The sequence below is a fragment of the Pseudomonas sp. CFBP 5748 genome (genome assembly GCF_053850495.1).
The window spans coordinates 1-12,218 of record NZ_JBSPTN010000021.1 but is presented as its reverse complement, the minus strand read 5'-3'; the positions used below and the strand labels follow the sequence as shown (position 1 = coordinate 12,218).

Below are 12,218 nucleotides of genomic sequence, written 5' to 3'. Positions count from 1 at the left end.
ATCAGTGCCGGTGCTGGCGGGTTACGCCAGCGTCGAATTGCGCGACGATCTGTTGCCAGCCGGCGGCGGACAACGCGGAATCGTCCAACACGGCGGGGGCAGCCAAACCCTTGCTGCGATTGAGCCAGATGTCGGGAGCGGCGTCGGATGCTTCGCCGATGCGCATCAGAAACGACCCGGCGACGGATGAGTTGCTGCTCGCGCCGAAGTAGGCCCGGTCTTCCAGTTGCTGCCAGGCATGGCCGCCGCGGCTGACAGAACTGGCGTCCTGGGCGAACGGGGCAAAGCCTTCATCGGCCAGCGTCTGTGGGCTGGGCAGGGCCTGTTGTTCTTCGCGCAGCAGGCGGATTTCATCCAGGGTCACCCGCAGATCGGCATAGATGCCTTGTTCGGCGGCGCTGAGATCGCGGCGGGCATCGAGTTGGTTCGTAGCGAGGTGGCCGGTGTCTTCGGCTTCGCCGTGCCAGGCCACAACCGACCCGGCCACCAACACGATGATCAGGCACAGCAGCAACACATACAGGGTTTCATGGCCCGCGCCGGCGGGGCGGATGACTTGGGTGGTGGGATCGTTCATGGGGCCTCGATATCGGCTTGGTCGATTTCCACCACGTGGCCGGGGCCGGCGTCGAAGAGCACGTAGAATTCGGCGTTCGGTTTTTTGAAGGTCAGCGTCGAATCGGCGCCGAGCTTGCCCGGTACCAGAATGGTTTCGTCATAGCCGATCACGTCCAGCGTGACTCCAGGCGCACCACTGCCATCGGAAAAACCACCCGTGCACTGGATCTGCTCGGCGTCGATGGCCTTGCATTCGCACATCGGGTTGTGAGCCAGGGCGCTGCTGGCGAAACCGGCGCAGAGCAGCAGCGCCAGGCTGTTGAGAGAGGCGCGGGGGGTCATGGTTGGGCTCCTTGGGTTTTCAGCCAGGCAATGGTGGCGGGAGAGGCCTGGCTCAGGGGAATGGCGGCTTGGTGCATCGAGCCGTCCCAGCCCTCGAGGGTTATCCACAGTTCGGCGTCGAGCGGGGTCTTTTGCGGCACCGGCAACGAGGCTCCCATGCGATAGGGCGAGCCGAAGAAAATGACCCCGGCGGCCCGCAGGCTGCGGGGCTTGCCGATACGCAGGTAGGTGGCCTTGACCTGGCCGATGCAGCGTTCGCAAAGGGCCGCATTGAAATGTTTCATATACCTGGCCGGGCCGTCGGGGCGGGGGGCTTCGTTGCGAAACTCGGCAAGACGCAGGCTCCAGGGGCCGACCTGGACTTCGCCGACCTCCCGTTCGCCAAGCCCGGTATCCCCGCGGAACAGTGCCGCTTCCGAGAAAAACTTGGGCATGAAACCCAGGGGAATCAGCAACAACAACACGTTGAGATGGAAGCGCCATTTATGCCAGAACAGACTCAGGCGTGACGGCGAGGCCGTGGTGGACGGATTCACAGGTTGCCCTCCGGTGATTCACGGTGGATGGACGGCTGCGGTGATCGTGCAATTCGAGCTGCGCGGGTGGGTTTCTGACTGCGCTTGAAGGCATTGGCGGTGGCCAGGGCTGTGCGCTTGGTCCAGATCAGCAGCCCGCTGAGGACCATCATGCTCAGGACCAAACCGAAGAAGAACCAGATGAGCTTGATCCAGAGGCCGCCGAAATCCCCGGTGTGCAAGGGGCGCATGGATTCGGTGACGAACTCCAGCGTCGTGCGGTCCGACAGCAGTCGCGAGGCGGCCACGTCACCGTTGTAGGGGTTGATGGTGGCAGTCTGGAACATCAGCGGATACCAACCGCGGCCGCCGATTTCCAAGTGGCTGTAGGCGTTGCCGGGCAGGCTGACGAAACTCGCTTCCAAGCCCGGGATTCGCTGCTGGGCGATTTCGATCGCGCGGTCCAGGTTCAGTTGCGGGGGCGCAAGAGCATCGGCTGACAGCGGAACACTTTCACGCGCCACCACCGGAATGACCGGCGCGCTGGAAATGGAAATCTGATTGTCCGACAGCAGGGCTTCGATCAGGAACCAGGTGCCGGTAATGGAAATCACCGCGATGAACCAGATCGACCAGATACCGCTGAGCCGGTGGAAATCGCCCCAGAAGATCCGTGCGCCGTGGCGGATCCGCAGGGTCGGACGGAAAAAACCTTTCCAGAAACGCTTGTAGACCACCAGCCCGGTTACCAGGGAGGCCAGCAACGGCAACCCCAGCAAGGACACCAGGTACCAGCCCCAGCTGTAGCCGTTGGTGAACGGCACCAGCCACCAGCCATGCAGGGCGCGGGTAAACCCCCTGAAGTTGAACGCCGGCGCCGAGCCTTGGATGACGCCGCTGTAAGGGTTGACGTAGACCTTGTCGGGGCGCCCGTCGGGGTAAGTCACGCCGACCTCCAGCGCAAAATGCGACTCGTCTGGACGCACGATGCTTTGCACCTGGGTCTGCGGCTGGGCTTGTTTGATGGCGGCGATGACCTGGTCATAGCTGAGCAGCGGCGCATCGTCCGAGGGTTTGCTGGCGCGCATCTCAGGGTTGACCAGCCAGACGATCTCCTGGCTGACCACCGCCAGGGTGCCGGTCACGCAGACGATGAGCACGAAAAACCAGATGGGCAATGCCAGCCAGCTGTGGACCAGGAACCAGAGTTTGGAGCGGGACTTCTTCGACATGATTGAACGTCTTGATTCGATGAAAGGTTCCGGATTACGGGCTTCGCAATCCCATGAACCTTGAAAAGCCGACCGTGGCTTTTGCCGACGCGGTCTGCTGCATCTAATTAAGACGAACGAGCAACTGAAATCCTGAAGCGGAAGATGAAAGAAAATGTTTCGCGTTTGCCATCCCTGCTTTTGTGGTGAGAGAGCAAGCTCCCTCACCACGGGGGCCAGTTAGCCTTGGGGCACGTCAGCCCTGTTGAAACATTTCTCGGGCCCGCTGTTCGATCTGCTCCTGGGTCAGATCCTCCTTATGGGTGGCCAGGAACCACACATGCCCATAAGGGTCTTTCAACGTCCCGGTGCGGTCACCATAGAACTGATCCTTGACCTCGGAAATCACCGTGCCACCGGCGTCAATTGCTTGGGCAAAGGCGCTGTCCACGTCTTCAACATATAAATGGAGGCCCACTGATGGCGATTGGTCCGGGCTGCTCAGAGGGCCTTGATCGCAAGGCGTGCCGAGCATGATCGGGTAGCCGTTGATCCGCAGCTCGGCATGCCCGATGCCGCCGTCGGGCATGGCCAGGCGCATGACTTCGGTGGCATTGAAGGCTTTTTTGTAGAAGTCGATGGCTTCGGCGGCTTTTTGAATGCCCAAGTAGGGCGTGATGTTATTGAAACCTTCGGGAGTGGATTTGACGCCCATGACGTTTCTCCTTGTTGTTATGGGAGGCGAAGAGAGCCTTCGTCGATTTGCGCCCATCCACTATAGGACAGCGACCTGGGATCAGCTCCTGGCCCGACGAACGTCTTACGCCTGGCCCAGCAGATGCGCGCCCGGCCCGCGCTTGCCCAGCACATCAGCCTGATTGCGCAGCGGGCACGCTTCCATCGACAGACAACCGCAGCCGATGCAACCGTTGAGCCGATCGCGCAGCAGCATCAATTGGTTGATGCGCTCATCCAGCTCCCGGCTCCACTGCTGCGACAGAGTCTTCCAGTCGGCGGCCGTTGGGGCGCGGTTGTCTGGCAGGGTTTTCAATGCTTCGCCGATTTCAGCCAAGGGAATGCCCAGGCGTTGGGCGACCTTGATGAGTGCCACACGGCGCAGCACTTCCCGCGGATAACGCCGCTGATTGCCTGGGTTGCGCGTGCTTTTGATCAACCCCTTGGATTCATAAAAGTGCAGGGCCGTGATCGCCACACCGCTGCGGGCGGCCAGTTGGCCGACGGTGAGCTCCTTGTGGACATTTATCTGCGTCATCGCCTGAATTACTCGCTTGACCTCTAGTTAACTGGAGGTTTTACCCTGCACGCCTTCGGATCGCAAGATTCGCTTTACAAGCATCGGGGACCTTTCATGCAATCGCCAAGGAACAATCGCAGCTTCACCCAACTCATGGCGTTCGACATCGAGCCGCAATGGCTGCAGGCGCTGGTAACGGCCCTGTCGGAGCAGACCGAGCGCCTGGCGCGGGACCATAAGGGCTTTCTGAGTGCCAGTATCCAGGCCAGTGAAGACGGCCGACGCGTCCTCAATTACTTGCAATGGCAAACCCGAGAGGCGGGCGAGGCGGCGTTTCGAAGCTTCGAAAGCGGCGAGCAGGATTTCTGGCGGCTGATTCAGGCTCACCGCGCCAAAGCCGTGACATTTGGTTCGTTTCAGGTACTGCACAACATCGAGCGCAGCCTGGACAACGCGTTGCACTGCCAGTTAGTCGATTGAGCGCAACAGGTGATCCGAGGGGGCGATACCCACTATCAAGAGGGTTGATTTCTGCCGTGCGGGGCCGGCGAGTAGCCTTTGTTCATCGCCCAACTTCAGAACACCGGACACCCGCCATGAACCGTACCCTTGCCGTTTTGCTGCTGTTGACTGCCACCGTATTGAGCGGTTGCGCCGCCTCGTCTCCAGAGCTGCGCCCGTACACCGCCGACGAAACCCGTGAATTGGCCCTTGAAGCCTTGAATCGCCGAGGCCTGTCGTTCGACGAATATCACGCGAAAAAAGCCGAGTTGCTCGGTACGGCGCAAAAAAACGTGGGCTTCGACGATCAGGGCCAGATGAGTGCCGAGCAGGTCGTGCAGCAACCAGGCCGGTCAAGCTGAGAGACTGTACTGCTCGAAGTTTTGCCCAACTGTCCATGGGTTTGCGCCAGGACGTGGGGTAGGGTCATGACTTGACTGACTGCCCCGATGGATTGACCTGCCATGACCCTTTCGCTTGACCTGTTGCTGGGCTTCGCCCTGTTTGCCCTGGTGACCTCGATCACGCCTGGCCCTAACAACACCATGTTGTTGGCCTCGGGTGTCAATTTCGGTTTCAACCGCACCATCCCCCACATGCTGGGCATTACTTGCGGCTTCTTTTTCCTGGTGCTGGCGGTGGGCCTCGGCCTGGGCGCGGTGTTCCAGACTTACCCGTTGCTTTACACGCTGCTACGTTACGTCGGTGCGGCGTACTTGTTGTACCTGGCGTGGAAAATTGCCCACTCCGGCCCGGTCTCGGAAAACCAGGCAGGGGAACATACGCCGATCAGTTACTGGGGCGCAGCGGCGTTCCAGTGGGTCAATCCGAAGGCTTGGATCATGGCCATTGGTGCCATCAGCACTTATACGCCGCTTCAAGGTTATTTCTTCAATGTGGTGGTGATTGCGTCGGTGTTTGCCCTGATCAACCTGCCGAGCGTCAGCCTGTGGGTGATCTGCGGCAGTCTGTTGCGCAATTTGCTGCGTGATCGTCGCTGGCTGCGCTTGTTCAACTGGGGCATGGCGCTGTTGTTGGTCGCTTCCCTGTATCCGTTGTTGCTCGAAAGCATCCGCTGAGGGCTGAGCTTCGACGCGATGCCTGCTAAGCTCGCTGTCCAGGAGCGTTCCTACGCACTTTTAAACGAAGTCCGACTTCTTTAAGGTCTTTGATCAGGTATTGCTAGTCTCGAACCCAACGAGGGCGCCTGATCCCGGAGCAGGCTCTGCGAGTTTCCCATGAATAAACGTCCTTTATATTTCGATTACGCCGCCACCACGCCGGTGGATGAGCGGGTTATCCAGGTCATGGTCCGATGCCTGGGCTTTGACGGTAACTTCGGCAACCCGGCCTCCAGTTCCCATGCTTTTGGCCAGGAGGCCCGCCGCTCGGTGGAACGGGCGCGCCAGCAGGTGGCGGAACTGGTGGGCGCACAGTCCGAACAGATCGTCTGGACATCCGGCGCCACCGAATCCAACAACCTGGCCCTCAAAGGTGTGGCCCAGGCGCGCAGTGGTTCCGGCGGCCATGTGATTACCAGCCTGATCGAACACAAGGCGATTCTCGATACGGCCCGGCAGCTTGAGGACAGTGGTGTCGCGGTGACTTGGTTGGCGCCGGACGCCGAGGGCCTGATCAACCCGCAGGCTGTTCGCGAGGCGTTGCGCGAAGACACATTCCTGGTGTCGCTGATGCTGGTGAACAACGAGTTGGGCACCGTCAATGATGTCGTCGCCATTGGCGAGATCGTTCGCGAGCATGGCGCGCTGTTGCATGTGGACGCGGCCCAGGGCTCTGGCAAGGTGAAGATTGATCTGGCCCGCTGGCCGGTGGACCTGATGTCCTTTTCCGCCCATAAAGTCTACGGGCCCAAGGGCATCGGTGCGCTTTACGTCGGCGAGCGTGCCCGCCCGCGGCTGTCGGCGCAGATTCATGGCGGCGGGCACGAAGGTGGTTTGCGTTCCGGCACTTTGGCGACCCATCAGATCGCGGGCATGGGCGCCGCATTCGAACTGGCGGCTCAGTCTTTTGACGATGAGCTCGCTAAAATCGACCGATTGCGCAATCGTTTGCTCGAGCCGCTGTTGGCCTTGCCCGGTGTGCGTATAAACGGCAGTGCGACCCAGCGAATTCCTCACACCCTGAGCCTGACCTTCAACGAAGGTGAGTTCAACCCGGCTGCATTGGGCGCGTCGATTGCATTTTCCGCGACCTCGGCCTGCAACTCGGCGAATAACACCCCGTCTCACGTGTTGCTGGCCTTGGGGCACGATGCCCGCGCGGCCGGACGGACCATTCGTTTGAGCCTGGGCCGTTTTACCAGCGAGCAGGATATCGACGAGGCCGTGCGGCTGATCAAGGCTGCGTGCGCGACGGCGCCGGCATTCTGGGTCACGACCCCTTAAACCGAGCGTCTTCGGCAACGAACAACAATTATTAATGAACAGGAGAAACGATGAGCACCGAGTCTTTGACCCATGGACTGGTTCCCCAGCGCCTGGCCCGAATCCGCCAACTAATGAGCCGTGAGGGTATTCACGCGCTGCTGGTGCCATCGGCTGATCCGCATCTGTCGGAGTACCTGCCGGGCTATTGGCAGGGGCGGCAATGGCTGTCGGGGTTCCATGGTTCAGTGGGCACCTTGATCGTGACCGGCAGTTTCGCCGGCGTCTGGGCCGACAGCCGTTATTGGGAGCAGGCCACCCAGGAACTGGCGGGCAGTGGCATCGAGTTGGTCAAGCTGGTTCCGGGCCAGCCCGGGCCCTTGGACTGGTTGGCCGAACAAACGCCTGAAGGCGCAGTGGTTGCGGTCGACGGTGCGGTCATGGCCGTGGCATCGGCGCGGACCCTGGGTGGCAAGCTTGAGGAGCGAGGCGCGCGGTTGCGCACCGACATCGACCTGCTCAAGGAAGTCTGGACCGATCGCCCAAGGCTGCCTGATCAACCGGTCTACGCGCACTTGCCACCCCAGGCGACCGTCAGCCGGGTCGAGAAGCTCGCCAAGCTTCGCGAATCTCTCAAGGACCGCGGCGCCGACTGGCATTTCATCGCCACGCTGGATGACATCGCTTGGCTGTTCAACCTGCGTGGCGCGGACGTGTCCTTCAACCCTGTGTTCGTCTCCTTTGCTTTGATCAGCCAGCAACAGGCCACGCTGTTCGTCGCCCTGGACAAGGTTGATGCAGCGCTGCGGGCCGTTCTTGAGCAGGACGGCGTGACCCTGCGCGATTACAGCGAAGCGGCCGCCGCGTTGCGTGAAGTGCCGGGTGGGGCGACTCTGCAGATCGATCCGGCGCGGGTCACGGTTGGCTTGCTGGATAACCTGGGCAGCGGCGTGAAGCTGGTCGAAGGACTCAATCCGACGACGTTGGCCAAGTCCCGTAAAAGCCTGGCCGACGCCGAGCATATCCGCCGGGCCATGGAGCAGGACGGCGCGGCGCTCTGTGAGTTCTTTGCCTGGCTGGAAAGTGCCTGGGGCCGCGAGCGAATCACCGAACTGACCATCGACGAGCACCTGACTGCGGCCCGCACCCGTCGGCCGGATTTTGTCTCCCTGAGCTTCAACACCATCGCCGCGTTCAATGCCAACGGCGCGATGCCCCATTACCACGCTACGCAAGAATCCCATGCAGTCATCGAAGGTGATGGCTTGCTTCTGATCGATTCCGGGGGCCAGTACCTCGGCGGCACGACCGACATCACCCGCATGGTGCCGGTCGGAACACCCACTGCCGAGCAGAAGCGTGATTGCACCCGCGTGCTCAAGGGCGTGATTGCCTTGTCCCGGGCCAAGTTCCCACGGGGCATTCTATCGCCCTTGCTGGATGCCATCGCCCGCGCGCCGATCTGGGCCGAGCAGGTGGATTACGGCCACGGCACCGGGCACGGCGTTGGTTATTTCCTCAATGTTCACGAAGGTCCGCAAGTGATTGCCTATCAAGCCGCCGCAGCGCCGCAAACGGCGATGCAGGCGGGCATGATCACTTCCATCGAACCGGGTACTTATCGTCCGGGCCGTTGGGGCGTGCGCATCGAGAACCTGGTGTTGAACCGCGAGGCGGGAAGCAGTGAGTTCGGCGAGTTTCTCGCGTTTGAAACCTTGACCCTGTGCCCGATCGACACCCGCTGCCTGGAGCCATCGTTGCTGAGCCAGGACGAAAAAGACTGGTTCAACGCCTACCACGCCGAGGTCCAGCGTCGTTTGAGCCCGTTGCTGGAGGGCGACGCGCTGCAATGGCTGAACACGCGGACAATGCCGATCTGAAGTAAGGGATCAGCCCAGGGCTTCACGGACGAAGTCCAGCCGATCCTGACCAAAGAACAGCTCGTTGCCGACGAACATGCTCGGAGCGCCGAATACGCCCCGTCGAATGGCTTCTTCGGTGACGGTCTTGAGTGCGTCCTTGACCTGTGCGTCGGTCGTCAGGGCCAGCACATATTCGGGATCGAAGCCGCCTTCATCCAGCACCGCTGCTACCGTCGCCGGGTCGTTGAGGTTACGGGCGTCCACCCACAGGGCGCGGAACAGGCAGTCGATAAAAGCCTCGAAACGTTCAGGATGGCGCAGTTGCATGCCCGTCACGGCGCGCATCAGTAACAGCGTATTGATAGGGAAGTGGGGATTGAGCTTGAAGGCGACACCATAGCGCACGGCGAAACGATTCAGATCCTTGAATAGATAAGGCCCCTTGGCAGGTACGGTAACGGGTGATGCATTGCCGGTGGCCTTGAAGACGCCGCCGAGTAGCATTGGACGGTAGATCAGTTTGCTATTGGTCTGTGTACAAAGCGCGGGTAACTGGGTGTAGGCCAGGTAGGTGGTCGGGCTGCCGAGATCGAAGAAAAATTCTACCGATTTGCTCATGGTATCTGCTCTCTTGTTGTTGTGAGGGGAGGGCTTACCAGCGTTCGCTCCAAGGGCGCAGGTCTAGCTCAAAGGTCCAGGCGTCGCGAGGTTGGCTGTGCAGATACCAATAGTTGTCGGCGATGTGATCGGGATCGAGGATGCCGTCCTCATTCTTGGTTGCATATTTTTCCGGAAAATTATCGCGGATGAAGTCCGTGTCGATAGCACCGTCCACCACCACATGGGCTACGTGAATATTCATCGGTCCCAGTTCACGAGCCATGCTCTGGGCTAATGCCCGGATGCCGTGTTTGGCGCCTGCGAATGCGGCGAACCCTGAAGCGCCGCGCAACCCCGCTGTTGCCCCGGTAAACAGAATCGTCCCGCGCTCGCGCTTGACCATGCGCTTGGCCACTTCCCGTGCATTGAGAAAACCGGAGAAGCAGGCCATCTCCCAAATCTTGAAATATTTGCGCGCGGTTTCTTCGAGGATGCTGCAAGGCACGTTGGCACCGATGTTAAATACAAAGGCTTCAATCGGGCCGATCTGGTCCTCGATTTCTTCGATCAGCGCGATCACGTCGTCTTCTTTTCGGGCGTCGCAGGCAAAGCCGTGGGCTTCGCCGCCCTGGGCGCGGATCCCCTCAACCAAGGGCTCGAGTTTGTCGGCGCTACGGCGGGTCACACAGGCGATAAAACCTTCCTGGGCAAAACGCTTGGCAATCGCGCCACCCGTGGCATCGCCCGCGCCAACAACCAGTACGACCTTCTTGTTATTCATGATTAGCCTCATTGGTAAACGATCGTTAACTAAACGGACGTTATGCTAAGATCCGGCGAGCGTCAAGGTGAGCAATTAGAGGCAGGACTATGCGTTATTCAGCCAATCACAAAATGGAAACCCGAGAAAAACTGCTTTCCAGCAGTGCCGAATCTGCCAAGAAATCGGGGTTTTCCACGGTCGGCGTCGATGGCTTGATGAAAGCGATCGGGTTGAGCGGTGGGGCTTTCTACAGCCACTTCTCATCCAAGGATGAGCTGTTCAAGGCCATTGTCGAGCGAGAGTTGGCCCAGAGCCTGGACCGCTTGAGTGGCGACAGTGCGATGGACGCGACAAAACTGGAGCGTTGCCTCAGGCAGTACCTGAGCATGAGTCACGTCGAGCAGCCGGAGGCAGGTTGTGCGCTGCCGGTACTGGGCGCCGAGATCGCGCGATCGGAAGTGCAGGTGAGGGAAGCGGCGCAGACGTGGATCTGTCGCTTGCATGAAAGCTGGGCGCAAATACTGGGAAGTGACAGCCTGGCCTGGGCCATCCTCTCGCAATGCGTGGGTGCGTTGGTAGTTGCGCGGATGCTCGCCACGCCAGAGGTCCAGCGTGATGTCCTGAAATCCAGCTACGACGAAATCAGTCGTCGTATGGCCGAGCAACGGGTTGACTGACCCGACGCCTATTTACAGATGACAATCATGCTGCGGCTGGTATAGCCGGCGGGGTTGAGTCCGAAGGGATAATCCCCCGGCTCCTCGACCGCGTCACCCGATTTGGCGATGACCTTGTAACCTTTGGGGGCACATGAGTTGGCGGCGCTGGCGGCGCACTGGTCCCAGGATGAAGAAAGTCCGGAGCAGTTGATGTGCAAACCCTTTTTACCGCGTTTGACTTCAGTTTTCGTTGTCGCCGCGCAGCCCGCAACTGCAAGTACGGCGATCAATATCAAAATTCGTTTCATTCCCGTCCTTATACCGTCGTGGATCTTATGCCCACCTACGGTTGCGTTCGCTTTCGCTTGAAGCGTTCATGACGTCCTGTATGAAAAAAGTCCATGTATGGCATTGGGTTACGGACCTAAACATGGCCTAAATGCGGGGTAAATACCAGTCCTTCGTTAAATCCTGCTTCAATCTGCCGCGACGGCGGGTTTTGCTGTGTTGCCCATGGTCAGTGTTGCGCCGACCGAGGCGAGGATGATGCAGGTAATGGCTGCCCATTGGGCCAGTGATAAGTACTCCTGGAGGAATACGAGCCCGGACAAGGCGCCGAATGCGGGTTCGATGCTCATCAAGGTGCCAAAGGTACGGGCTGGCATTCGAGTCAAGGAGATCATCTCCAGGGTATAGGGCAGGGCCGTGGACAAGATGGCGACACCGATGGCGATTGGAATCAGGCTCGGTGTCAGTAGCGCAGCACCGGCATGAACAATACCTATAGGAGCGACGAAGAGGGCGGCGATCATGACGCCCAGTGCGGCGGTTTGCACGCCATTGTCTGCGCCGGCCTTTTGGCCAAATAGAATGTACAGCGCCCAGCAGACACCCGCGCCCAGTGCGTAGCCGGCTCCTACCAAGTCAATGCCGGCACTGGCGGCGCCGGTGGGGATCAACAGAAGCAGGCCAATCACTGCCAGGGCGATCCAGAGAAAGTCGATTGCCCGGCGGGAGGCGTAAATGGCTACCGCCAGGGGCCCTGTGAATTCCAGCGCTACGGCGATTCCCAGCGGAACGCTGCGCAGTGACATATAGAAGAGAAAGTTCATACCGCCCAAGGCCATCCCATAGACGATTACAGTGCGCAGGGATTGAGCGGTGAGCTTGGCGCGCCAAGGGCGAAGCAATATAAGCATGATGATGCTGGCAAAAATGAGCCGCAGGGTCGTGGTGCCTTGTGCGCCCACTATAGGGAACATGCTTTTGGCCAGGGAGGCTCCAGACTGGATGGAGGCCATGGCTATTAATAGCAAGGCAACCGGGTACAGGGTGGATGCCAGGCTGCGATGTGGGGGAGTCATTACGAAGTATCGTCCAGAATGAAGGCGGGGAGGGCTGATTTGCGCAATATACTGCGCATTCGAAACGCTTCCGTCTATATACAAGGTGGATTTAAATGGGAGAGGCACCTTATGGATAGAAAAAACAAATTAAGGGTTGACGGCAAATTCTGGACGTCTATAATTCGCCCCACTTCCGGCGCAGTCGAAACGGAAAACTCCTTG

Annotated in this window: 16 protein-coding genes; 6 read left to right on the top strand and 10 right to left on the bottom strand. The window is 59.9% G+C overall.

Annotated features, from left to right (window positions below; genetic code table 11):
• Position 1: 1 nt before the first annotated feature.
• From ACWNZ1_RS28560 to soxR, 6 genes are all read right to left on the bottom strand, one after another.
• The gene (locus tag ACWNZ1_RS28560) at positions 2-577 is read right to left on the bottom strand and encodes a DUF6162 family protein (protein WP_135846384.1); all 576 of its coding nucleotides are present in this window, start codon (positions 575-577) and stop codon (positions 2-4) included.
• A complete protein-coding gene (locus ACWNZ1_RS28555) occupies positions 574-900 on the bottom strand; it encodes a hypothetical protein (protein ID WP_135846383.1) in 327 nt (108 codons plus the stop codon). Before ACWNZ1_RS28555 ends, ACWNZ1_RS28560 begins: the two co-directional genes overlap by 4 nt.
• A complete protein-coding gene (locus tag ACWNZ1_RS28550; RefSeq protein WP_280944247.1) occupies positions 897-1,436 on the bottom strand; it encodes a thiamine pyrophosphate-binding protein in 540 nt (179 codons plus the stop codon). The genes ACWNZ1_RS28555 and ACWNZ1_RS28550 overlap by 4 nt, the downstream gene beginning before the upstream one ends.
• Complete coding sequence (locus tag ACWNZ1_RS28545) at positions 1,433-2,647, bottom strand: PepSY-associated TM helix domain-containing protein (protein WP_135846381.1); 1,215 nt, start codon at positions 2,645-2,647, stop codon at positions 1,433-1,435. The genes ACWNZ1_RS28550 and ACWNZ1_RS28545 overlap by 4 nt, the downstream gene beginning before the upstream one ends.
• A gap of 235 nt (positions 2,648-2,882) precedes the next feature.
• On the bottom strand, positions 2,883-3,341 hold the full coding sequence (locus tag ACWNZ1_RS28540; protein ID WP_135846380.1) for a VOC family protein: 459 nt from the start codon (positions 3,339-3,341) through the stop codon (positions 2,883-2,885).
• 105 nt (positions 3,342-3,446) lie between these two features.
• A complete protein-coding gene (gene soxR, locus ACWNZ1_RS28535) occupies positions 3,447-3,899 on the bottom strand; it encodes a redox-sensitive transcriptional activator SoxR (RefSeq protein ID WP_135846379.1) in 453 nt (150 codons plus the stop codon).
• Positions 3,900-3,995: 96 nt separating this feature from the next.
• On the opposite strand from soxR, the gene ACWNZ1_RS28530 reads away from it, so the two are divergent.
• The 5 genes from ACWNZ1_RS28530 to ACWNZ1_RS28510 all read left to right on the top strand — a co-directional run bounded on the left by ACWNZ1_RS28530 (position 3,996) and on the right by ACWNZ1_RS28510 (position 8,646).
• Positions 3,996-4,361 (top strand): antibiotic biosynthesis monooxygenase, encoded by a 366-nt coding sequence (locus ACWNZ1_RS28530; protein WP_135846378.1) that lies wholly within the window; start codon positions 3,996-3,998, stop codon positions 4,359-4,361.
• 116 nt (positions 4,362-4,477) lie between these two features.
• Positions 4,478-4,744 carry a hypothetical protein gene (locus ACWNZ1_RS28525; RefSeq protein WP_135846377.1) on the top strand — a complete coding sequence of 89 codons (267 nt, stop codon included), beginning with the start codon at positions 4,478-4,480 and terminating at the stop codon, positions 4,742-4,744.
• A gap of 102 nt (positions 4,745-4,846) precedes the next feature.
• A complete protein-coding gene (locus ACWNZ1_RS28520) occupies positions 4,847-5,461 on the top strand; it encodes a LysE family translocator (RefSeq protein WP_135846376.1) in 615 nt (204 codons plus the stop codon).
• A 159-nt stretch (positions 5,462-5,620) separates the two neighbouring features.
• Positions 5,621-6,787 (top strand): cysteine desulfurase family protein, encoded by a 1,167-nt coding sequence (locus ACWNZ1_RS28515; RefSeq protein WP_135846375.1) that lies wholly within the window; start codon positions 5,621-5,623, stop codon positions 6,785-6,787.
• A gap of 50 nt (positions 6,788-6,837) precedes the next feature.
• A complete protein-coding gene (locus ACWNZ1_RS28510; protein WP_456028011.1) occupies positions 6,838-8,646 on the top strand; it encodes an aminopeptidase P family protein in 1,809 nt (602 codons plus the stop codon).
• A gap of 9 nt (positions 8,647-8,655) precedes the next feature.
• Here the strand turns inward: ACWNZ1_RS28510 and ACWNZ1_RS28505 are convergent, their stop codons facing one another.
• Complete coding sequence (locus tag ACWNZ1_RS28505) at positions 8,656-9,246, bottom strand: 2-hydroxychromene-2-carboxylate isomerase (protein ID WP_256453502.1); 591 nt, start codon at positions 9,244-9,246, stop codon at positions 8,656-8,658.
• A 34-nt stretch (positions 9,247-9,280) separates the two neighbouring features.
• Positions 9,281-10,009 carry an SDR family oxidoreductase gene (locus ACWNZ1_RS28500; RefSeq protein WP_135846372.1) on the bottom strand — a complete coding sequence of 243 codons (729 nt, stop codon included), beginning with the start codon at positions 10,007-10,009 and terminating at the stop codon, positions 9,281-9,283.
• Between the two features lie 89 nt (positions 10,010-10,098).
• Here ACWNZ1_RS28500 and ACWNZ1_RS28495 point away from each other — a divergent pair, with 89 nt between their 5' ends.
• Positions 10,099-10,668: a TetR/AcrR family transcriptional regulator gene (locus ACWNZ1_RS28495; protein ID WP_135846371.1), complete on the top strand. Its 570-nt coding sequence runs from the start codon at positions 10,099-10,101 to the stop codon at positions 10,666-10,668.
• A gap of 8 nt (positions 10,669-10,676) precedes the next feature.
• On the opposite strand, the gene ACWNZ1_RS28490 is transcribed toward ACWNZ1_RS28495, so the two are convergent.
• Positions 10,677-10,958 (bottom strand): hypothetical protein, encoded by a 282-nt coding sequence (locus ACWNZ1_RS28490; protein WP_042729241.1) that lies wholly within the window; start codon positions 10,956-10,958, stop codon positions 10,677-10,679.
• 168 nt (positions 10,959-11,126) lie between these two features.
• Complete coding sequence (gene rhtA, locus ACWNZ1_RS28485) at positions 11,127-12,014, bottom strand: threonine/homoserine exporter RhtA (protein WP_135846370.1); 888 nt, start codon at positions 12,012-12,014, stop codon at positions 11,127-11,129.
• Between the last annotated feature and the right edge of the window lie 204 nt (positions 12,015-12,218).